The organism is Novosphingobium sp. fls2-241-R2A-195, assembly GCF_030209485.1.
Taxonomy (GTDB): Bacteria; Pseudomonadota; Alphaproteobacteria; order Sphingomonadales; family Sphingomonadaceae; genus Novosphingobium; species Novosphingobium resinovorum.
This window is the reverse complement of record NZ_JARVRY010000003.1, coordinates 152,363-175,332: the sequence shown is the minus strand read 5'-3', so window position 1 is coordinate 175,332 and position 22,970 is coordinate 152,363. Positions and strand designations below refer to the sequence as shown.

Here is a 22,970-nt window from a genome sequence, read left to right as displayed (position 1 = left end):
CTCACTCACCTTGAGCACCATTTGAGGATTTGGAGAAGACGGATGTCCTGAACCGATTCCCTGCGGTTACGGGCAAGGATCGGGATTTTCGCGGTGCACGGCATCAATGGCCGCAATTGCCTCAATGGGAAGCGTGACATCCACGCTGGCGATATCGGACTTGAGCTGATCGAGCGACGTCGCGCCGATGATCGTCGAGGTCACGAACGGGCGGCTGTTGACGAACGCCAGCGCGAACTGCGCTGGATCGATTCCGTGAGCCTGCGCGATGGCGACGTAACGGGCACTGGCCGGAGCTTGTCCCGGCAGGTCATAGCGACCGAATTGCTTGGCTACATCGCGGCGCGACCCTGCGGGTACGATGCCGCCCAGATACTTGCCGGTAAGATTGCCGCCACCCAAGGGGGAATAGGCCAACAGGCTGATAGCTTCGCGCAGAGAAAATTCCGAAAGCCCGATCTCGTAGATGCGGTTGAGCAGATTGTAGGCGTTCTGGATCGAGGCAATGCGTGGCAGCTTCTTTTCGGCGGCAAGGCGCAGGTATTCCGAAACACCCCAGGGCGTCTCGTTTGAAACCCCGAAATGGCGCACCTTGCCAGCCTTCACCAGTTCCGCCAGCGCATCGAGCGTCTCCTCGATCGGCACCGTCTCGGGCGCATCGGCGAGGGCACTGATGCCGCGCACCCCGAAAGAGGGTACCGAGCGGTCCGGCCAGTGAACCTGGTACAAGTCGACGTAATCCGTTCGCAGCCGCATGAGGCTGTCGTCGATCGCAGCGTGGATGTTACGCCGGTCGAGGCGATTGCCGCCACCGCGAAACTCACGTACTGGATCGCGCGATGGGCCTGCGACCTTGGTTGCCACGATGACGTCGTCGCGCCGACCGCGCGCGGCGAGCCAACTGCCGATGTATTCCTCGGTGCGTCCTTGCGTTTCACGGCTCACAGGGGTGACCGGATAGGCTTCGGCGGTATCGAGGAAATTGACCCCCGCGCCGATCGCATAGTCGAGCTGTGCGTGCGCCTCCGCCTCGGTGTTCTGCGAGCCCCAGGTCATCGTGCCGAGGCAGATCAGACTGACATTAAGGTCGGTACGGCCGAGTTTGCGGTATTGCATGATGGTCCTTGATCCCATGATCGATGCCGCTCTTTAGCTCGCATGCGCCCGGTGAAAAGCAAACATCGGCCGCTTGAACAAGTATCAACAGCAGATGAGCGAGACGCGATGTTTGTCTCTCCAAACTCATAGGACGATGTGCAGATTTCATACGACGCGAAAGACACAAAGTTCATATTTTTCGGCAGCAACGAACCGAAAGGATGATCATGGCTCTCGATGACCCTCGGAGTGACCCCGCACACGAAGCATTAGCGGTGCGCTACGGCGGTGCCGGCATGCCGCCAATACTTTGGAACGATACGATCGCCCGGCTCGTCGCCCACAGAAGCGTGCGCGCTTATCGCAGCGATCCCTTACCCGACGGAACCGTACCCACGCTAATCGCTGCGGCGCAGTCCGCTGCCAGTTCTTCCAACCTGCAGTTGTGGAGCGTGGTCGCGGTCAGCGATGTACATCAGCGGCAAAAACTGGCGCGGCTGGCCGGCGGCCAGGCCCACATCACCGCCGCCCCGTTGATCCTGCTGTGGGTGGCCGACCTCGCGCGCGCGCATCTGATCGCCGGCGACGAGGGAGTGTCCGTAGAGGGCCTAGCCTACCTGGAAAGCTGGACGGTGGCCGCCGTCGATGCTGCCCTGGCCGCGCAGAATGCAGTCGTTGCTGCAGAATCGCTGGGGCTTGGCACCGTCTATATCGGCGCCTTGCGCAACGAACCAGAAGCCGTCGCCGAGCTTGTCGGCCTGCCGCCCCATGCCGCAGTCGTGTTCGGGCTGGTGGTTGGGTTCGAGGACGAGGATCGCCCCGCCGCCGTCAAGCCGCGCCTTACACAGGACGCGGTCCTGCACCAAGGGCGATATCGACTCGATGATCAGCGCCCGGCGATTGCCGCCTATGACGAGGTGGCCCGCACCTTCCAGCGATCACAAGGGCAGGACCCGATCGGATGGATCAGGACCATTCTCGCTCGCAGCCGCAGCGGAGCATCGCTGAACGGTCGGCACCGTCTGCGCGAAGCCCTGAACGCGCTGGGGTTCGCGCTCAAATAACGTGGCGGACACCGAGGAGGAAAAGGCCGCAGCGATCTCACTGCGGCCTTTTCCTTTATGCTGGCCCGCGTCTATTTTCGGGCAGGCAGGACCTCACCATTAACGGGGATGCAGGTTTCCTTAGACGGGACCTTCGCATATTCGTCCGGATGCCGCTGCCCCCCAAGTCACGGATACGCGCACGCCGGCCGATATAGTCTGCGAGCAACACGCGCTTATTGGCGATAGTCGCATCTTTGGCCGCGTAGAACCTCACGCCACTTGATTATTCGCTACCGCCTACGAGCACCCGATTCTTGTCTTCCAGCACGGCTATTCCGACATAGCTGCCTCAGGGCGACCAGGTGTCGATCGCCCCGGAAGCCGGTGCCGCCTTCGCCTCGCCATTGGCAAGATAGGTCCGCACGATGCTCCTAAGGTCGATGTGCTCGCGTTCCGGCAAGCGCAGCACCAGGTCTTGGCCTGCCGAACCACGGATCGTCCATCGCACGAAGCGGTTGTACCAGGTGGTGCGCGGGCCATAAAGCTCCGGCAAATCGCGCCACGGCACGCGAGATCGCAGCACCCAGAATATCCCGTTCAGCACACGGTGGTCATCGACCTCCGCGCAGCTTAAGCCGTATCCGCGTTCACTCGAATAGAGGCAGGGCAATCATAGTCCTGATCTACCGGATCGGCATCGGGGTCACGAAACCAAGCTGTGCGGATGAAGCTTACCATCGGCAATCTTGTGAGGAGCCTTCTGGCTCCCCTCAACGATCAATTTATGGGGTCACGACCTAGTCTCCGACTGGAAATCTCAATGGTCCCAATTGCCGGGACACCTCTCGCTGGTCTATGCGCAAGACCATGCAGGTCCACCGCAAACTGGCTGATACGGCATGCCGCGCGTAGTAGACCACGACGAACGCCGTCTGCAAATCGCGCAGGTCGTGGACCAGCTGGTTTATGAGCAGGGCGTGCAGGCCGTCACGATCCGTGAAGTCGCATCCCGCGTCGGGTACAGCACCACCGTCGTTTCGCATTACTTCAGCAGCAAGCTGGAGATGCTGGTCTTCACGCACCAAGTCGCGCGGCGGATGGCCGAAGGGCTGATCGACGAGGCCGTTCGCACCAACCGCCCCCTGATCGAGACACTTGAAGAGCTGTTGCCGATCACAGAAGAGCGCTGGCGCAACTGGCACACCTGGTTCGCCTTCTGGGGCATGGCGCCGGCCGAACCCGACGTGACGCGCGAATGGCGCGAAGGCACCAGCAACGCGCACCATCTGTTCCTGCGCCTGATCAAGAGCGCCCAAGACGCGGGGCAATTCCCGGAAGCCGTCGACTGCGTTCTGGCGGCGACGCGCATCCAGATCCTGGTCAACGGGATAGCCTCGCTCGTATCCCAGGACCGAGCCGGATGGCCGGCCGAGCGCCAGAAGCAGACGCTGCGCGACCTTCTCCAGAGCGTTTTCCCGCTCCACTGAGGGCGTTTCTCACCTCTCCCATCTGAGCGCCGCTGCGACCGCTTCCCGGTGTGAGCCGCCTCGCCAAAGTGCGAGGTGCCGACCGCCGATTCTTTATGCAAATTCGTTGTACAACAAGACGACATAAAAATGTCCGCCGTATATCGGCGGCAAGCTTGGAGAATTGAGGCGCAGCAAAAGCACCTGAAAATCGGGAGCGCGCCTTAGGGAGAGGGGAGAAAATGGTCAGTTTCTTGTATACCCGCACGGCTGCGTGCGCGATTGCCGCCTGCCTGGTCACTGCCGTGCCGGTTCGCGCGCAAGACAGTTCCGCCAACACCACGCCTCACGAAGGGCTTCAGGAAATCGTCGTGACCGCGCAGAAGCGGTCCGAGAACATCCAGTCGGTGCCGATCGCGGTCACCGCCGTCACCGGCGAGGCGATCGAAAACCTCAAGGCGGTCGATCTCAAGGGCCTGCAGGGGACCATCCCCAACCTCCAGATCAACAACTTCACCAACACGCCCAACAGCGCGGTCTTCACGATCCGCGGCATCGGTGTGGTCGAGCCCGACCCGTTCGCCGGCAACACCGTGTCGATCGTGCAGGACGGCGTGCCACAGTACTTCTCGATGGGTGCGCTGCTTGACCTGTTCGACGTTGACCGGATCGAGGTGCTGCGCGGGCCGCAAGGCACGCTGTTCGGCGCCAACACCACCGGCGGCGTCGTCAACGTGATGACGCGCCAGCCCACCGGGACCTTCGGCGTTCGCGGTGAGGTGACGTACGGCAACTGGGGCCGCATGGACATCAAGGCTGCCGTGGATGCCCCCCTGATCGACGGGATTCTCGCGGGCAAGATTTCCGCGATGCACACCCAGCGCGACGGTTTCTACACCAACATCGTCGATGGCTCCGACATGGGCAGCCGCAACGTCACCGTGCTGCGCGCCTACTTGCGCTACACGCCAACCGCTGACGTGGATGTGACGCTGAGCGGCGAATACGGGCGTTCGCGCAACGGTTCGCCCGTCATCGTCAACGGATCGACGGGACCGGACTACGCCATCTACGTGCCCGCCGGGACGATGACGACGGGCCAGGTCCTGCCGATGTACGCCTCCCCCTGTGCTTCCGATACCGCGCCGTGCCGCGCGCCCAAGAAGTACTACAGCGCGCGCGACTTCGGCCCCGATCTCAGCAACATGGACAACTACCGCGCCACGCTGACCGCCAACGTCAGCAATACGCCGATCGGCGACATCACCGCGATCACCGGCTACAAGAGCTTCCATCTGGAGGAATTCACCGACAACGACGCCGTCGTCGGCCTCGGCATCGACACCTTCCGTGGCACGCGCGGCTGGCAGTTCAGCCAGGAACTGCGCACCGCTGCCGACCTCAGCGACGCGATCAAGTTCCAGGCGGGCGGCTTCTACATGAAGACGCACTACGACCACTTCAACAGCGTGCGCCTTGAAGCCTTCGCCCCGGGTCTGCGCCAGAATCTGCCGCAGGATCAGGACAACTGGTCCGGTTCGCTCTTCGCGCAGACGTATGTGGACCTGACCGACAAGCTGCGCGTGCAGGCGGGGATCCGTTACACGCACGAGACGACCGAGATGGTCGCTGGCACCGACAACTACTACAATCCCGACGGGGTCGGCCTGTACTGCACCCACGAAGGCAGCTGCGGCGACGTCCTGCTCGGCGGTTTCCGTGCCAGGGGCAAGCAGTCGTGGGACAACGTCGGCTGGAAGCTGGGCATCGACTACAAGGTCACCCCCGACACGCTGATCTACGCCTCTTGGGCGCGCGGGTTCAAGTCGGGCGGGTTCGTCGGACGGCTAGGTCAGGCATCGGACATCGGCCCGTTCAATCCGGAAAAGGTCGATACCTTCGAGGCGGGCGTGAAGACCGACTTGCTGGACCGCCGCCTGCGCCTCAATCTGGCGGGCTTCTACACCAACTACCGCGACATGCAGGTGGCGCAGAACTACATCCTGCCCGACGGCACGACGATCGGTACCTCGATCTTCAACGCCGCCAAGGCCGAGATCAAGGGCTTCGAACTCGAAGCCACCGCTCTGCCGGTCGACGGGCTGACCCTGACCGGCTCGCTCGCCTACCTCGACGCCAAGTACAAGACGTTCGACTTCCTCGACCCGAGCGGCGCCATCGTCGATCTGAGCGGGCGGCCGCTGCAGAACTCGCCGAAGTGGTCGGCATCGGCGGGGGCGACGTATGAAACCGCCGTCGGCGGCGGCGAGGCGCGGGCCAACGTGCTTTATACGTACACCGACACCAAGCTGCTGCAGGGCCTTCAGGGGCAGCCGCTGGTTCGCATCCAGCCGACGCATTTCGTCAACGCGACCTTGGGCTGGTCGCCCGATGACGGCCGCTGGACGCTGGAAGCCTGGGTGCGCAACCTTGCCAACAATCACTACGTCGAAGCGGTCACGAACAACCCCGGTTTGTTCAACCAGGTCTCCTACACGTCGCCGCGCGAGTACGGCGTGACCTTCAAGTTCGACCTGTGAAGCATCTCGCGAAAAAAGGAGCCGTGACGTGACGACGTCCTCGCAATGGGATTTCGTCATCATCGGCGCGGGTTCCGCAGGATCGGTGCTGGCCGAACGGCTGTCGCGCAATCCCGCGCACCGTGTCCTGCTGGTGGAGGCCGGCGGCGAGAATGCCTCGCTGCTGGTCGACATGCCCAAGGGTATCGCGAAGCTGGTCAACAGCCCTGACCATATCTGGGCCTACCAGATGGCCGACTTACGCTACCCGGAAAGCCAGATGCCTGAAGTCTGGATTCGCGGGCGCGGGCTGGGCGGCTCGTCCGCGATCAACGGCATGATCTGGAGCCGGGGCGAAGCGCACGACTACGACGACTGGGCGGACATGGGCTGCACCGGCTGGAACGCGGCCAGCATGACCGCAGCGTACCGGGCGCTGGAGGATCACACCCTTGGCGGCAGCGAGACGAGAGGTTCGGGCGGGCCGGTGCGGATCACGCCCGGCGACATCCGCTATCCCCTGACCGATGCGATCATTGCGGCAGGCAAGGCCATGGGGCTTAGCGAGACTGACGACCTCAACGCCACGGCGGGCGACCGGATCGGGTACTACAGCCACAACATCCGCAACGGACGGCGCGAAAGCGGCGGGCGAGTGTTCGTGTCCAGGGCTCGCAAGCGGCCGAACTTCCGGCATATGTTGCACACGCTCGCGCGTCGGGTGGTGATCGAGGACGGCCGCGTCACCGGCGTGGGACTGCAGCAGGACGGCAGACCCGAATGGGTGGAAGCGGTGCGCGGCGAGGTCATCGTATGCTGCGGCACGATCGAAAGCCCGCTGCTGCTCGAACGCTCCGGCATCGGCGACGGCGCGCGACTCAAGGCTGCCGGTATCGCCTCGCTGGTCCACAGCCCGGACGTGGGCGAGAAGATGCGCGAGCACTTGTCCTACGCCATGCCCTACCGCATGACGGCTCCTGCCAGGATCAGCCAGCAGTACCATGGCATCGGGCTGGTCAAATCGGTCCTGCGCTACGTCTTCAACCGCAGCGGCGTGATGGCGAACGGGCCGTGGGAAGTGGGCGCGTTCTGCAATGTCGCGCATCCGCAGGGGCGGACCGACCTGCAGTTGTACCTTGGCGGCTACGCCTTCGCACTCAGCGACGACAATCACCCCGTTCCGCTGGGCAAGGTCGATCGCAAGCCCGGCATCTCGGTCTACGGCCAGCTGCTCCAGCTGACCAGCGAAGGCAGCGTCCATGCGGGCTCCGCCGACCCACGGAGCAAGCCGACGATCCACCCGAACTGGCTCGACACCGAATACGACCGCAAGGCCGCGATCGCGAGCGTGCGCTACATGCGCCGCTTCATGGCCCAGCCCGCCCTTGCCGGAGTGATGGGCGCCGAACTGCTGCCCGGCGATCACGTCCAAAGCGACGAGGACATTCTCGACAGCTTCCGCCGCCTCTCCACCAGCGGCCTGCACGGCACCGGCACCTGTCGCATGGGTGGCGACGCGGCTTCGGTAGTCGACCCGCAGCTGCGGGTGCGCGGCGTCGCCGGCCTCCGCGTGGCGGACTGCTCGATCATGCCCGCGCTGGTCTCGGGCAACACCAATGCGCCCGCCATGGCGGTGGGCTGGCGAGCGGCAGACATCCTGCTTGCGCAATGACCCGGCCCTCGGCCGAACAACGGAGAAATGACATGGTTGATGGCATCGAATACCTGATCGAGAAGAACGCCCTTGAAGAGGTCGTCACGAACTATTGCGTGGCCGTGGACAAGCTCGACGACCTAGACTTCATGATGACCAACTTTACCGAGGACGCGATACTCGACCTGACCGGCCTTCACCTGCCGCGCTTCGAAGGCCACGAGCAGATCCGCGATTTCTACGCCCAGGTTTTCCAGGACATGTCGCATCACATGCATGTCCTTTCCAACTTCCGCGTCGTGAAGCTGAACGGCGACGAGGCGCAGGTCTACGCCTACATCAACGGCATGGGGCGTTCGAAAACCGGCATCGATGTGCAGGTCTACGTCTATTACGATCTCGACCTGCGCAAGGCGGACGGGACGTGGAAGATCAGCCGCTTCTACGAGGCGCCGCAACTGCTGATGCCGGAATCGGTCACGCAGGTTCACAAGAAGGACTGAGGGCACGCCGCGAGGCGCGCTGCAGGAGGATCGCAGCACGCCTCGCGAGCCGGTAAAGGAAGCCTGGAGAAGATCGATGGTGGATGTTTCGGAAGTGAAGACGAATCTGGCCGAGCGGGCAGGGTTTGCGGAGCGGTTCTTCCGCGACGGCGTGCTGATCGTGGAGAACGCGTTTTCCGAGGAGGACATGGCGTTGATCGAGGCGGCATGGCAGGGCAATTTCGACAACCCCAGCGCGCTTGCACAGCACCTCTATGCCGAAAGCGGCGGCACCTTCATCCAGTCGGTCGAGGATTCCAGCACCAAGCCTGCCTTCGCCGAGATGTTTCGCGATACCCCAATCGTCGACATCGCCCGCGACGTCTTCGGCTCAGGCGGTGTATGGTACTTCCATGATCAGCTGTTCTTCAAGCAGGGCGCGATCGACAAGCCGGTGCGCCGCACGCCTTGGCATCAGGACACGCCCTATCATCCCATCGACGGCAGCAAGTTCGTCGTGTTCTGGATTCCGCTGCAGGACATCGCGCAGGAAAACGCGCTGGAAGTAATCCGAGGCTCGCACAACCAGACGCTCTACAACGGGTCCTACTTCGACCCCAGTGACGACACGCTGCCGGTCTACGACGAAAAGGAAATGCCGCGCCTGCCGGACGTCGAGGCCGATCGTGAGGCCTGGGACATCGTGACCTGCGGCATGCGGCGCGGCGACGTGCTGATCTTCCATCCCAGCTGCCTGCATGGCGGCGGGCCTACCCCTGCCGGAGCGACGCGCCGAAGCCTGTCGCTGCGCATGCTGGGTGACGACGTGGTCCATGTGGCCCGACCGGCTCCCGCCGCGGATTCGCCGACCGCGAACAACATCGGCGACGACGAGGAGGAGCTTGTCGCCCGCATCAAGAAGCTGCCATTGGGAGCATCGGCCAGCACATTCGGCCTGACTCAGTTGGCGTAAACGCAGTATAGCCGCCCCGGCTTTGGCGCTTACTTTGAGACGCCTGTGACATCATTATCTTGCGCTGACACAATCGCATTCGCTTTACGATGATGGAAGACTCAGGCTTCGCTGGCGGTTCAGCAAAGCCGGTCGACCAAAGCAAGGTGGCGATACTGCGCGCCAAGATCAGACACGTCATCCTGAAATGCATTTTCCCAAATTCTTTCGTTGGTGGACGTAGTTATGACGCCTTCCTCCGGAAGGAATGGGGATCGGCCTGAGCCCACCATCGCGCAGTGCGGAGATCGCGAGCGCCATCGAGCAACTCGCCAGATTCGACGAAGGCGTAAAGTTCATCCATCGATCGCATCTCTACTGCGCTGATACGCTGGCGCAGGCCATCCGGTGTGAACTGATCCGGAGTGTCCAGCCCACAGGCGACCACGATGTCATGCAATGCGTCCAGCGTACTGCGCTGGAAGCGGGCGACGCGCTCGGCTTTTTCGGGAATGACGAGCGCTCGCTGTCGCGCGGGTGACTGGGTGGCAACCCCCGTGGGACAAGTGTCGGTATGGCAACGCATCGACTGGACGCAGCCGAGCGAGAACATGAAGGATCGTGCAGCGTTGCACCAATCCGCGCCAAGCGCCGCATTCATAGCGATACCGGCGCCCGAGTTCACCTTGCCAGACGCGGCAAGCTTGACCTTGCCCTTGAGATTGGTCCCAACCAGCGCGTTGCGCGCTATGATGAGACCTTCGCGCAGCGGCATGCCGACGCGGTCAGAAAGTTCCGTCGGCGCTGCACCGGTTCCACCTTCGGCACCGTCGATGACGATGAAGTCGAGCACGATGCCGGTTTCCAGCATGGCCTTCACCACCGCGAAGAGTTCATGCGGATAGCCCACGCACAGCTTGATCCCCACCGGCTTGCCACCGGAGAGATCACGCATCCTGCCTGCGAACTCTATCAGTTCAATCGGCGTGGAAAAAGCGCTGTGCCACGGCGGCGAGAGGCAGTCCTGTCCTTCGGGCACATCACGGGTTTGCGCGATCTCGTGCGTCACCTTGGGGCCGGGTAGCAGGCCGCCGTGCCCGGGCTTTGCGCCTTGGCTCAGTTTGATCTCAGTCATCTTTACCGCTTCGTGCGCAGCCCGTTCCGCAAAACGCGTACCGTCGAAGCGACCCTCACCATCCCGACAGCCAAAATAGCCCGATCCGACCTCCCAGACGATATCACCACCGTGCTTAAGGTGATAGGGCGACAGGCCGCCCTCTCCCGTATCGTGATAGAACCCGCCGATCTTCGCACCAAGATTGAGCGCCTCGATCGCGTTGGCGCCCAATGCTCCGAAGCTCATCGCCGAAATGTTGAGCCGCGAGGCTTCATAAGGTCGCGAACATTGCTCGGAGCCAACATGCACCCTAGTATCCTTGGGCGCATGGCGGGACGGCGCGATGCTGTGCGCCAGCCATTCGTACTCGTCGGAATAGACGTCGAGTTCGGTGCCGAACGGATGGGTGGAAACATCGCCCTTGGCCCGCGCGTAGACGAGGGCTCGCTCGTCGTGGCTGAAGGGGCGTCCATCCAGATCGCTTTCGACGATGTAGGCTCGTAGAAACGGACGCAGCCATTCGAACAGCCAGCGGAACCGCGCCGAGGCGGGGTAATTGCGCCGCAGCGAATGCTTTGTCTGGAACAGGTCCACCAGTGCAAGCACCAGGACCGGCAGGCTTATCGGCAGGATCCATAGCCCGGTTGGATAACGGGTGCCGACGGCGATCGATACCAGCGTTCCGGCCAGTGAGACGAGCAGGAGGAGGTTGCGGGACAGCGCATGATCACGGGTCAGCCCAGCGACGAGCCCGCCCGATCCGCTTGCACCGCCCTTCACGGCAACAGGTTGCGGATCATGCCCGCAACGTCCTTGCCTCTTCCGCCCAGCACTGCCTTGGCAGAATAGAGCGCCATGCCAGCGACTTGCCCTGCCTCGATCTTAGGGGGCATGACCAGTTCAAACCTGTCGGTGACGACGTCGAGCAATGCCGGCCCCGGAGCATCGAGCCACGCCTGCACCGCACCCTCCAGATCCTGCGCCTTTTCGACACGGCGTCCCCAGAGGCCCATGGCTTCGGCGACGCGGCCGAAATCGGGATTGAGCAGGTCGGTATAGGCATCGAGCAGGCCTTCGACTTTCTGCTCGATCTCCACGAAATCCAGCGCGCTGTTGTTGAACACCGCGACTTTGATCGGCAGTTTCTCCTGCACAGCGGTGAGCAGATCGCCCAGCATCATCGCGAGGCCGCCATCCCCCGACAGCGAGATCACCGTCCGATCTGGAAATGCCGCCTTGGCACCCAGCGCCTGCGGCATGGCGTTGGCCATCGTCCCGTGGCTGAGACTGATGACCGTGCGGTTGCTCCCGGTCGAAGCGACGTGGCGCAGGCACCAGACCATCGGCGACCCGCCGTCGGCCGTATAGATGGCGTCGGCAGGTGCGGCGCGGGAGATGACTTCGGCGAGATATTGCGGGTGGATCGCCGCACCTTTACCCACACTGGCGTGCCTGCCCTGGCGTTCTTTCATCTTCTCTCGCCTCGACAGGCAATCGTCGAGAAAAATACGATCGGACCGGGCACTCAGCCGCCCCCGAAGTGCCTTCAACGTCGCGGCAACGTCCCCCACCACACCCACGTCGACCGGGTGACGACGCCCGAGATGCGTCCCGTCAAGGTCGACTTGCATGATGGTCGCCTTCTGAGGATAGAACTGACGCCACGCGAAATCGCAGCCGAGCAACAGCAGCGTGTCGCACGACATCAGCGCGTGATAGCCCGCCTCACCGCCGAAAATCCCCGTCATCCCGACGTCAAACGGATTGTCGTACTCCAGAAAGTCCTTTGCTCGCGAGGTGTGCGCGACGGGCGCCTGTAACGTGTGCGCGAGTGCGACCACCTCGTCATGCGCCTTCTCGCACCCCGACCCTCCATAGATCGCGATCTTCTTGCCCCGCTCGAGCAAGGCAGCGATCCGGTCCAGTTCATGATCGGCGGGCACGATGACCGGATTCGCGCGATGGACAGCGAAGGCGGGCTCGTCCGGTGCCATAGCGCTGGAAATGTCGGCCGGCACGATCAGTACCGCAACCCCGCGTCTGGCCAACGCAGCCTGAGCTGCCATTGCGGTCTTGCGGCGCGCCTGCTCGGGAGTGCGGATTTCCTCGCAGAAGACGCTGCAGCTTTCGTAAATGGCGCGAAAATCGACTTCCTGCGGAAAATCGAAGCCAAGTTCGTCCCGCACGATCTGGCTGGCGATCAGGACCACCGGCGCACGATTGCGGTGAGATTCGAATAGTCCGTTTATGAAGTGAAGACTGCCCGGGCCACACGACCCGGCACAAAGCGCAAGTTCGTTCGTCAGCATAGCATCCGCCCCGGCCGCAAAGCCTCCCGCCTCCTCATGCCGGACATGAACCCAGCGAATGTCGCTTGTCCGGATCGCGTCGGTCACATGATTGAGCGTGTCACCTGGAACGCCGTAGCAGCGGCGTGCGCCAGCAGCCTGGAGCGTCTCCACGATCACTTGCGCCACTGTCGTCATATTTGTTTCCCGTATGTGTCTTTCTGGCAGGGGCAGAAACCGCCAGGGCACCGCCTGTTCCGGCTCGCTGATGCGCTTTTTCACGACTTCGTCTGCATTCGGAACACTCACACGGTATTGCTCGTTCGTGTCCTCATGAAATTCGTCGTACCGGCAGATCGCCTCACCACCCTTCACGCCCGCCGAGACCTCAAAATGGCGCGTTCTGCCCATGCTTACGTTCGAGGCAATACGGCACTCTTTTATCGCTGGCTTGCCGAGGAAGGCGGCGAACGCATCGTTCCCGAGGGGCCGGAGGTGTGGATCTGCGGCGACTGCCATCTCGGGAATCTCGGCCCGATCTCGAACGGCAACGGCAAGGTCGAGATACAGATTCGCGATCTCGATCAGGCGGTGATCGGCAACCCTGCGCACGATCTTATCCGGCTGGGCCTTTCGCTTGCTACCGCAGCGCGCGGATCAGACCTGCCGGGCGTGGTCACCGCGCGCATGATGGAAGAGATGGTCGAAGGCTACGAAGACGCCTTTGTCGACCCGGATGGCGAGGAGCAAACCGCAGATCGGGAGCCGGAGATTGTCCGCGTCGTACGCCGCCGCGCGACCGGCAGGAAGTGGAGGCATCTGGCCAAGGAGCGGCTCGACGACGTCGAGCCGAAAATTCCTCTTGGTCGCCGCTTTTGGCCACTTACCAAAGTTGAAACAACCGGCCTTCGCGACATCGTGACCCACCGGCCGGTGAGCCGCATGATCCTATCGCTCGACAGCAAGGACGAACAGCGAGCCCCGAAAATGGTAGATGCCGCCTACTGGATGAAGGGCTGCAGTTCGCTCGGTCTGATGCGGTATGCGGCAATCGTCGCGCTGGAAGGCAAGCGCGGCACGGACCACGCACTCGTCGACATAAAGGAGGCCGTCGCTCCTGTCGCGCCCATCGCACCCGGCGCCGTAATGCCGGCTGATCCGGCCGAACGGGTTCTGGCCGCAGCACGTGCCTTGTCGCCGCATCTCGGCGAACGCATGGCAACGGCACGGCTGCATGAACACTCGGTATTCGTGCGCGAACTCATGCCCCAGGATCTCAAGATCGAGGTTGAGCAGTTCTCGCGGGGTGAGGCGCTCAAGGCGGCGCGCTATCTCGCCTTTGTCGTGGGCAAGGCGCATGCACGACAGATGGAGCCGGAGACTCGTCGCAGTTGGGCGCAAACCTTGCAAAGGGGGCGCTCCAGAAATCTGGATGCCCCGTCATGGCTGTGGCGCTCAGTCGTGGACCTCGCCGGAAGGCATGAAAAAGGCTATCTCGATCACTGCAGGATGCATGCATTGAACGATTGACTATCGAGACAGCACGAACCCGCTTTCAGCGGGCAATTCCGCCTCGAACCCAGCCATTCTTCGCGCTTAGATCGCCTTCTTGTAACGATCAGCAGGACATTACCGCAGGGGCCGCGACGATATCGACAGCATTGGCAAGCGCGGTTCTGGCCTTCACCCCGGATAATGAGTGCACGGGCGACTTGCCAATGGAGAAGTCGGCGATCGTAATCGACCATGGCTCCAACAAGGCAATTTCATTGCCCCGATCGGTTCTTTAGGCGCCGTAGCGGATCACCCCGTCACGCCCATGTCATTCCCGTCGATCAGGCTGCGCTGCATTGCGAAAAGTCACTTTGGGTGAAAAGGAATTTCCGGCATGTCGCTGACCGACGCTTTCGAAATGCACCGGATCAAGGACGAGATCGCCGACAGCTTCGACGAAGAGCTGGAAATGGAGATCGACGAAAGCCGACTCGAAGCCTTGATGGACGACATGGCGGACCACCCGGACCGCGCCCAGATCGAACGTCGCCTCTATTTTCGCGAACTGTTCCGCCTGCAGCACGAACTGGTGCGGTTGCAGGAATGGGTGCAGCACAAGGGACTGAAAGTCGTCGTCGTTTTCGAAGGGCGCGATTCGGCCGGAAAGGGCGGCGCGATCAAGCGCATCACCCAGCGGCTCAATCCGCGCGTATGCCGGGTCGCGGCGCTGCCTGCGCCGAACGAGCGCGAGCGCACGCAATGGTATTTCCAGCGCTATGTCCAGCACTTGCCCGGCGCCGGCGAGATCGTTCTGTTCGACCGCAGCTGGTACAACCGCGCCGGGGTGGAACGGGTGATGGGCTTCTGCACCGAGGATGAGGTGGAGGAATTCTTCCGCTCGGTGCCGGAATTCGAACGGATGCTCGTGCGCTCGGGCATCATTCTGCTGAAATACTGGTTCTCGATCACCGACGAGGAGCAGCAGTTCCGCTTCAACATGCGCATCCACGACCCGCTCAAGCAGTGGAAGCTTTCCCCCATGGACGTGGAATCACGCCGCCGCTGGGAAGACTATACCCGCGCCAAGGAAGCGATGCTGGAACGCACGCATATTCCCGAGGCCCCGTGGTGGGTGGTGGAAGCCGTCGACAAGAAACGCGCGCGGCTCAACTGCATTTCGCACCTCCTGGACCAGATTCCCTATGAGGACGTGCCACGGCCGGAAGTGGTGCTACCCGACCGCGTGCGCAACGCGGACTATATCCGCAACCCGGTTCCGCCTGAAATGATCGTACCGCAGGTCATCTGAGGGTCAACGAAAGAAGCCCCGGCTTCTCAGGAACAGGTAAGTGGCCAGCGCGGTACCTGCCGCCACTAATGTGGCCGCAAGGGTGCCGTAGGGGCCGGTGAACGGAAGGCTTCCGGTATTCATGCCGAACAGGCCCGTCACCAGCGTGGCTGGCAGCATCAATGCGGTCATGACGGAAAGCAGGTAGAGGTTCTGATTGGTTCGCTGGCTGGACTGCAGGTCGAGTTCATCGCGCAGCAGGCGCAATTGCCCCTGTACCGCCAGGGCATCGGCATCGAGGCCCTGCAATCGCTGCGAGAGCTTCTCCACTGTCGGCAGCAGGCTTTCGGGCAGGTCCTCGTCCTGCTCCAGACGGCGGAAGACCCGCTGGGTGCCTTCCAGCATGCGGTGGATCTGCGCCAGCCGCCGCCGGATGCCCAGCAGTTGCTGGCTGGTGGGCGGGCGGTGTCCCTCGAGAAAGTCATCCTCGGCAGACTGCACATCGGCTGAAAGCCGGCGTATCACCGCATCGATGTTCTGGCTGAGGCAGCTGGTGAGCAGATCAAGCGCATTGGCGGGACCGGCGATACGCACGCCGCTGTCGATGCGCTGGCGCACGATGTCGGCCGAGCCGAGGGGATGACGGCGGGCGGTAATGATCAATCCCGGCGTGACCATGACGCGCAGCGCGCCGACACGGGCGGTATCTCCAACGTCGAAATCGCGTTCCAGATCGTGCAGGATGCAGCACACCGCATCACCGTCCACCAGCGCGCGCTGGTGCGAGTCTGAGGAAAGCAACAATTCACGGGTGGAAGGCGAAAGGCCAGGCGCGTTTTCGATCCATGTGCGCGTGCCCTGATCGGCCAGGCTCAGGTGCAACCAGCGGAACTGCCCGTCGTGCGCGCTGTCACACCGGGCGACTTCATGAGCAGCCCCGTCCGCAGCAAAGTCCAGACCCCATATGAGGCCTGGACCCGCATTGAAATCGACAGGCCGGGTGTCACCCATCACAGCAGCATCGAGAATACCGCGTACAGGCCGCCCGCCAGCAGGATGGACACCGGCAGCGTCAGCACCCATGCCATCAGCATGTTACGCAGGGTGCCCATCTGCAGGCCGGACCCGTTGGCGGCCATGGTCCCCGCCACGCCGGAAGAGAGGACGTGCGTGGTCGAGACCGGCAGGCCAAGGTGGTCGGCGGCGAAGATCGTGCCCATCGCCACCAGTTCGGCAGATGCGCCCTGCGCATAGGTAAGGTGCGACTTGCCGATCTTCTCGCCCACCGTCACGACGATGCGCTTCCATCCGACCATCGTGCCGAGTCCCAGCGCAAAGGCGACCGCCACCTTGACCCAGGTGGGAATGAAGCGGGTGCCGGCATCGAGCGACTTCTTGAACCCGTCCAGCGCACCTTTGCGCCCGTCGTCGAGGCCTGCGGCCTTATCCTTGCCCAGCCGCTTGATCGCTTCGGAGGCGAGGTACATGTCGTTGCGCACGTTCTCGGTCGCAGCGGCAGGGACCTTGGCGAGCGAACCGTATTCGTCGACCTGGCGGTCGATGTTCCTGACCAGCACCGCCAGCGCAGGCACGGTTTCGGGCTTGTAGGCCTTGTCGGCGATATAGGCGGTAACGGCGCGGCGCGCCTCACCCGGACGCATGATAGGCGCATTGCCGCCGGTAAGCGCGGCATAGGCGGCGTCGGCGCCTACATGGAATTCCCGGGTGTAGCTTTCCGGCACGGCGCGGTTCAGCGCGTAAGCCGTGGGCACGGTGCCGATCAGGATCAGCATGATCAGACCCATCCCCTTCTGGCCGTCGTTCGACCCGTGCGCGAAGCTGACACCGGTACAAGTGAAGATCAGCAGCGCGCGAATCCACAGCGGCGGCGGCGCATCGCCCTTGGGTTCCTGATAGAGTTCCTCGCTGCGGACCAGCACCTTCATCGCAAGGAAAAGTAGCGCGGCAAGGCCGAAGCCGATCAAAGGGGAGACCAGCAGCGCTTGACCGATCTCGGTCGCCTTGCTCCAGTCAACGCCTGCGGTGCCGCTCTTGCCGTGCATCATCGCATTTGCCACACCCACGCCGATGATCGAGCCGATCAGCGTGTGCGAGCTGGACGAAGGGATGCCCAGCCACCAGGTGGCAAGGTTCCACAAGATGGCCGCGATCAGTAACGCGAAGACCATCGCGAAGCCGGCGCTGGAGCCGACCTGCAGGATCAACTCCACCGGCAGCAGCGATACGATCCCGAACGCCACCGCGCCGGTCGAAAGCAGCACGCCCAGGAAGTTGAAGAACCCTGACCATACCACTGCGACGTTGGCGGGCATGGCGTTGGTATAGATCACCGTGGCAACGGCATTGGCCGTATCGTGAAAGCCGTTTACGAACTCAAACCCGAGGGCGATCAGCAGGGCCAGAAACAGCAGCAGGAACGGCAACAGCGCGATCGCGCTCATGCCGGATGCACTGGCGTCCGACCAGACACTGCAGCCGACATAGACGAGGGCGGCGACGATCGCCGCGCCGAAGCCCAGCTGGCCGGCAACGCCCAGCCCCTTGTCCATTTCAGGCCGCGCATAATCGCCGACCGCAGCAGTTGCGTTCACGGAGCTTTCCCCTTCAGAATTCCTGATTTGGTTAAGGAGATTTCGTGACATCGGTGTTGCAACCCGCAACGATCCATAACAAACTTCGAAACCGGGAAAGAGACTGCCGTTCGGACATTGGAGCGGCAATCTTGAACCCACCCCTCGTAGCGATCCCGGCCGGCCCGGCGACGGCCACCTGAAAAGCGAATGACGGCTCGGCTCCTTTTCCTGCGGGTCGACGGAGAAGCGATACAGCACCGCGCCCTCTTCCCCGATCAGCCTGCGGCGCCAGCAGCGGCATGGCGCCCGTGCGGAAAGCCCTGCCCAATCACCGCATGGCAGGTCTCCCCGTCAACGGCCGCCGCCGAGTTCGGCGATGACGCGGTTGCGCGTCATGGACAACTGCGCGACGAGGTCGGTCAGCAGATAGGCATCGCGGCGGCGCGTCCATGGCTGGGCAGACTGGGGATCGTACTGAACCGGCAGCGGCACCTCGCGCGCGACGGACGCTTTCATGCCATTATCGCGAGAGACGATCACGCAGCGCTTCACATGGTCGCGGTGCCCCACGACGGCGACCTTGCCCAGCGCCTGCGCGGAACCAGCGTGGGCGACCGCCGCCTTGGCGACGCCATCGGTGCTCAGGTAGATCGTCTTGCCGTCCGCTCCCTTGGTGGGATGGATGGACACGACGTCCGTCATGCCATGCTTTTGCGTCAGGACCTGCGCGATCTCCCACTGCGCATAGACACGCACGCGCCGAGCGCGCGCGATGGCATGGACGGCTTCCGCCAGCAGCGCATTGATCGGCCCCGGCTCCGGCGTCTCCGCGCCATCGGAAAGTCCGGTGTTGGGATCGACCTTTCCGGTCTGCGACCGATAGCCGAAGCTGTAGGCGACCACGCTGTCGGCTTCGCGCAGTGGGCACGTCGGATATTCCCAGTGAAATCCCGCTTCGGTGATATGCGCGGCCAGTTGCCGTGCAACCGCCTGGTCGCCCAGTTCGCCATCCAGCGTCTTCACCATTAGGCGCTCCAGGGCTTCTATGTCGCCCCCTACGCCCGGGGCGCCCAAAGCAGCCCCCAGGGCGGAAGGGGCGAAGGCGCCCTTAGCAGCCAGCAAACCGGTCGGCGCACCGATCAGCAACGCGCGGCGTGTGGTCATGAAAGTCTCCCGTGATTGAAAGGCCGGGTCGGTCGCCCGGCCCGGCCGTCTGGCTTCAGAAGCTGACGTTGACGAAGCCGCCGACCGTCCGGCGCGCGTTGGGCGAGGTGTAGTGGAGCAGGCCAAGCACGCCGTACTGCTGCCATCCGGTCGAGAAGTACTTGTCGAACAGGTTGCGTGCGTAGACGCCGACCTCGATCGGGCGGTTGGGCAAGGTGAAGCTGAGACGGCCGTTCACCAGACCATAGCCGGACACATGCGAGTAGGCGGGCTGGCCCACGACGGTCCAGTATTCGCTGCGATAGGCATAATCCGCATGCGCCTTGAAGCCGAGGCCCGAGCCGAATTCGTGATCGTAGTCGATCGCCGCCGTACCCGACCATTCCGGCGCATTGGTCAGCCGCGAACCGGTGTAGTTGGTCGTGGCATTGTAGACGTAATTGGTGAACTTGGCGTCGGTGTAGGTCACCGCGCCCGACAGCTGCAGGCCGCGCATGGGCTGAACCACCAGGCTGCCTTCGATACCCTGGGTGCGCAGGCCGCCGGCATTGCCGATCACGGTGGCGTTGATCGTTCCGCCCGCACCATCGGGGATCTGCGTCAGGATCGTCGCCTGGAAGTCCTTGAAGTCCGAACGGAACGCATCGAGGTTGAAACGCAGGCGTCGGCCGAACCATTCGGACTTTATGCCGGCTTCCCAGGCCTTCACCGTCTCGTCCTCATAAGGCGCGTACTTGTTGCCGACGAAGGCGATGCCCGCAGGCTTGTAGCCGGTCGAATAGGTCGCGTAGAGCATGACGTTGTCCGCCACCTGATACGTGGGCGCGATGCGGAACGAGAAATTGTCGCCTTTCACACGGCCGAATTCGTAGGCGGGCGCCGCGCTCGAAGCGGTGAAGGCGGGCGTGTATCCCGCGATCGGCTCGGGGTTGATAGTGACGTAGTCGATGCTCTGCGAATTGTTGTCGTGCGTGTAACGGCCGCCCAGCGTGAGGGCGAAGCGCGGGGTGAAGTTGAACTTGAGCTGGCCGAAGGCGGCCATCGTCTCATTCACCGAGTCGAACAGCGAGGTATTGCCGTCCTCGCCGATGGCGCCCGTCAACGCGATAAGCGTGGGCAGCGGCGTACCTGCACTGTCGTAGAGCGGCTGCCCGCCGGTGGACCACTGCAGCTGCGTCTGGCGCGCATGCAGGCGGTTATAGAAGGCGCCGACCAGATATTCCACGAAGCCGCCGGTGGGCGATGCCAGATGGATTTCCTGGCTGAACTTGTCCGTATCGAGCTGGCCCAGATTGAAGGGGATATACGCATAGCGATCGTAAGGCGTCAGGCTTGCCGGCGTCCAGTTGTCGTAGCGGGTGGCACGGTAGGCGGTGATCGAGGTCAGGTCGTGATCGCCCAGCCTGGCATTGGCCCGCAGGGAAGTGCCCCATTCCTCGGTGACGATCTGGCCGAAAGATGAATCCGCCGTGTCTGCGCTCTGCGGCCCGGGATAGACGCCCAGTTCGTTGAGGATCGCGGTGACTGCCGCAGACTGGCCGGAAACGGGCGTACGAACACTGCTATCCCAGTGATAGGCATAGTCGCCCGAAAGGATCAGGTTGAAGCTGTCCGAAGGCTCCAGATAGAGCCGCGCGCGGCCGCCGTACTCGTGCTGCGAGCCGACCTTGCGGTTCAACGTCACATTGCGGCCGAAACCGTCGAAAGCCTGGTCGAAGCCGGATACGCGCAAAGCCGCGATCGGGCCGAGCGGGACGTTGGCGGTGGCGTTGAGGATACGCTCGTCATGCTCGCCGAAGCTGGCGCTGGCACGCAGGGACCACTCGTCCAGCTTGGGCTTCGTGGTGCTCACCGCGATGACGCCCGAGGTGGCGTTCTTGCCGAACAGTGTTCCTTGCGGGCCCATCAGGACGTCGACGCGGTCGATGTCAACGAGGCCGGTCAGGCCATTGGCGCGCTGACCGTCCATCACCACGTCATCGACGACGACGCTGACCGACTTGGCGTTCGAGAAGTCGAACGACGTGCTGCCGACACCGCGAATCTGGAACGCGGCGCCCTGGGTGGGATCGTACTGCACCCCCGGCATCGTGTACTGCAGGTCGGTGACCGACGTATACCCGGTCTTGGCCAGGGTCTCGCCGTCGATCGACTGGATCGCCAGCGGCACCTTCTGGCTGCTCTCCGCACGGCGCTCTGCGGTGACGGTGATCTCGGGAAGCGCGTCGTCCGCAGCGGAGGCTTCCTCGGCCTGCGCAGCGAATGCCCAGCAGGGCGCAACCGCACTGGCCAGAATCGTCGAGAGAAGGTGGATCGTACGCTTGCGCTGAATAGCAGACATGGGAGGGTTCCGTCCTGTTGACCGGGGTCTTCAGGACGCGCCTCTAGAGTTCGCCGATGACTCTTTTGAGACAATCGTATGGTATTTTTTTCGCTATTATATGCAATTTCAAAACTAATGTACGGCTCAAACTAAAGTGACTAACAGGTCGCGCATATCAGGCCATTCCGCCCGTTCCGCCAATACCCGCAGGCCATTGCCGATCGAGGCCATGACCATGGCCTGCACGCGCGCGCGGTCGGAATTCACCGCGATGCCTAGCCACTGCGCATAAAGCGCATGGACGTTTTCCGCGCGGCGGCGGCGCATATCGATGGCGAAAGGACGAAACGCCGGGTCGCCCAGAGCCGACAGTGCGCATTCGTGAGTCAGACGGATGATATCGCCATTGCCCAGGCGTGCGCCAGTGGCGTGGATCTGGCTGCGCAAGCGCCGGTATACCGCTTCCACGCCCGCGAAGAGGACATCGCGATGCGTCGGGAAGTGATGCGCCACGCTGGACGCCGCGATGCCGGTCGCCTGGGCGACGGTGCGGTGAGACAAAGCGCCCACTCCCTGCTCCACGATGATATCAGCGATTTTTTCGGCGATGACGCCCTTGGGGCCGAGCAGGACGGGCGACACTTCATCAAAGGCCGCTGCGGCCGGTATCGCCAGCCGCTCGACCAGTGCCATGTGCCATCGGGTCACCGCCGGATCAGCAGGTAAGGAGCCGCTGCGCAGCATGCCTCTCACGGTTGAATGCCGCAGCAGCCGATAATCCGGCTCATCCGCAAAGAGAATGGAAAAGACCTGTTCATCGAGACAGTAGCGGGTGATGAGGCGCGCCAGCCTCTGCCCTTGCGCCGAAGAGGCCAGCAGATCGCGCCACAGTCCCTCCCCCTCTTCGAACAACGTCGCAATAGCGGGTAGCGCGTACGGCTCACGTCCAGCCGTCAAGGCCAGTTCACACACGACGATCGCAGACGTACGCCGTGATCCAGCACCCTGGTCCAGCCATTCGCAGATGAGGTCCGGCAGGATACCGCTCGCCACCGGATCGTGATTGCCAATCCGATCCCGCCATTCCATGCGCGCTGCGGCAGCCAGTTCGATCTCACGATCCAGCACGGCGGCGATCAATGCCGCACGATCACCGATGCGATAGCTGATCGAACCGACCGAAGTAGCAGCGGCTTCTGCGACGCTGCGCAAGCTCATTCCTGCGATGCCCTTCGTAGCGATCACGCTACGTGCTGCGTCGACAACGCGCTGCGTTTCCAACTGTTTTGCAACTGACTTTGATATGTTTTCCGAGGCCATAGCACATGGCATATCGCCATTTACACTGTAGTCTACCGCCCTTTTCCAGCCGACACCCGGACGTTGTTTCGGGACAGCAAACGCGAAAATCGGGTCATATCTTCAATACAATAGCCGCGCCCCATCATGATGTTTTCGCGTTTAATTACATATCTGCACCGTCAT

Annotated in this window: 16 protein-coding genes and 1 pseudogene; 8 read left to right on the top strand and 9 right to left on the bottom strand. The window is 62.8% G+C overall.

The genetic code is table 11. The annotated features are described in order from the left end of the window. Positions 1-66: 66 nt before the first annotated feature. On the bottom strand, positions 67-1,116 hold the full coding sequence (locus QRN25_RS02845) for an NADP(H)-dependent aldo-keto reductase (protein WP_285017352.1): 1,050 nt from the start codon (positions 1,114-1,116) through the stop codon (positions 67-69). Between the two features lie 209 nt (positions 1,117-1,325). Here QRN25_RS02845 and QRN25_RS02840 point away from each other — a divergent pair, with 209 nt between their 5' ends. Continuing rightward, a complete protein-coding gene (locus QRN25_RS02840) occupies positions 1,326-2,162 on the top strand; it encodes a nitroreductase family protein (RefSeq protein WP_271183958.1) in 837 nt (278 codons plus the stop codon). Between the two features lie 469 nt (positions 2,163-2,631). Here the strand turns inward: QRN25_RS02840 and QRN25_RS02835 are convergent. After that, a pseudogene (locus QRN25_RS02835) lies at positions 2,632-2,766 on the bottom strand (transposase); the annotation flags it as partial. Positions 2,767-3,094: 328 nt separating this feature from the next. On the opposite strand from QRN25_RS02835, the gene QRN25_RS02830 reads away from it, so the two are divergent. The 5 genes from QRN25_RS02830 (at position 3,095) to QRN25_RS02810 (ending at position 9,238) form a co-directional block, all read left to right on the top strand. Next, positions 3,095-3,631: a TetR family transcriptional regulator C-terminal domain-containing protein gene (locus tag QRN25_RS02830; protein ID WP_285017351.1), complete on the top strand. Its 537-nt coding sequence runs from the start codon at positions 3,095-3,097 to the stop codon at positions 3,629-3,631. A 221-nt stretch (positions 3,632-3,852) separates the two neighbouring features. Next, positions 3,853-6,150, top strand: a complete 2,298-nt coding sequence (locus QRN25_RS02825) for a TonB-dependent receptor (protein WP_271183956.1) — start codon at positions 3,853-3,855, stop codon at positions 6,148-6,150. Between the two features lie 28 nt (positions 6,151-6,178). Next, the gene (locus QRN25_RS02820; RefSeq protein WP_285017350.1) at positions 6,179-7,801 is read left to right on the top strand and encodes a GMC family oxidoreductase; all 1,623 of its coding nucleotides are present in this window, start codon (positions 6,179-6,181) and stop codon (positions 7,799-7,801) included. A 32-nt stretch (positions 7,802-7,833) separates the two neighbouring features. Then, entirely contained in the window at positions 7,834-8,286 is a 453-nt protein-coding gene (locus tag QRN25_RS02815; protein WP_271183954.1) for a nuclear transport factor 2 family protein, read from the top strand. A 76-nt stretch (positions 8,287-8,362) separates the two neighbouring features. Beyond that, a complete protein-coding gene (locus tag QRN25_RS02810) occupies positions 8,363-9,238 on the top strand; it encodes a phytanoyl-CoA dioxygenase family protein (protein WP_271183953.1) in 876 nt (291 codons plus the stop codon). A 223-nt stretch (positions 9,239-9,461) separates the two neighbouring features. Here QRN25_RS02810 and QRN25_RS02805 read toward each other — a convergent pair whose 3' ends face one another. Further along, positions 9,462-11,114 (bottom strand): FMN-binding glutamate synthase family protein, encoded by a 1,653-nt coding sequence (locus QRN25_RS02805; protein ID WP_271183952.1) that lies wholly within the window; start codon positions 11,112-11,114, stop codon positions 9,462-9,464. Next, positions 11,111-12,820: a thiamine pyrophosphate-dependent enzyme gene (locus tag QRN25_RS02800; RefSeq protein WP_271184018.1), complete on the bottom strand. Its 1,710-nt coding sequence runs from the start codon at positions 12,818-12,820 to the stop codon at positions 11,111-11,113. Before QRN25_RS02800 ends, QRN25_RS02805 begins: the two co-directional genes overlap by 4 nt. A 195-nt stretch (positions 12,821-13,015) precedes the next feature. On the opposite strand from QRN25_RS02800, the gene QRN25_RS02795 reads away from it, so the two are divergent. Together QRN25_RS02795 and ppk2 are read left to right on the top strand one after the other, a co-directional pair. Then, on the top strand, positions 13,016-14,152 hold the full coding sequence (locus QRN25_RS02795) for a DUF2252 family protein (RefSeq protein ID WP_285017349.1): 1,137 nt from the start codon (positions 13,016-13,018) through the stop codon (positions 14,150-14,152). Positions 14,153-14,510: 358 nt separating this feature from the next. Further along, a complete protein-coding gene (ppk2, locus tag QRN25_RS02790; RefSeq protein WP_271183950.1) occupies positions 14,511-15,425 on the top strand; it encodes a polyphosphate kinase 2 in 915 nt (304 codons plus the stop codon). Positions 15,426-15,428: 3 nt separating this feature from the next. Here the strand turns inward: ppk2 and QRN25_RS02785 are convergent, their stop codons facing one another. From QRN25_RS02785 to QRN25_RS02765, 5 genes are all read right to left on the bottom strand, one after another. Further along, the gene (locus tag QRN25_RS02785) at positions 15,429-16,415 is read right to left on the bottom strand and encodes a CorA family divalent cation transporter (protein WP_285017348.1); all 987 of its coding nucleotides are present in this window, start codon (positions 16,413-16,415) and stop codon (positions 15,429-15,431) included. Then, the gene (locus QRN25_RS02780; RefSeq protein WP_271184017.1) at positions 16,415-17,974 is read right to left on the bottom strand and encodes an inorganic phosphate transporter; all 1,560 of its coding nucleotides are present in this window, start codon (positions 17,972-17,974) and stop codon (positions 16,415-16,417) included. The genes QRN25_RS02785 and QRN25_RS02780 overlap by 1 nt, the downstream gene beginning before the upstream one ends. Positions 17,975-18,349: 375 nt before the next feature. Further along, the gene (locus QRN25_RS02775) at positions 18,350-19,162 is read right to left on the bottom strand and encodes a hypothetical protein (protein ID WP_285017347.1); all 813 of its coding nucleotides are present in this window, start codon (positions 19,160-19,162) and stop codon (positions 18,350-18,352) included. 55 nt (positions 19,163-19,217) lie between these two features. Next, complete coding sequence (locus QRN25_RS02770; protein ID WP_285017346.1) at positions 19,218-21,503, bottom strand: TonB-dependent receptor; 2,286 nt, start codon at positions 21,501-21,503, stop codon at positions 19,218-19,220. A 126-nt stretch (positions 21,504-21,629) separates the two neighbouring features. Further along, entirely contained in the window at positions 21,630-22,805 is a 1,176-nt protein-coding gene (locus QRN25_RS02765) for a TetR family transcriptional regulator (RefSeq protein ID WP_271183946.1), read from the bottom strand. Between the last annotated feature and the right edge of the window lie 165 nt (positions 22,806-22,970).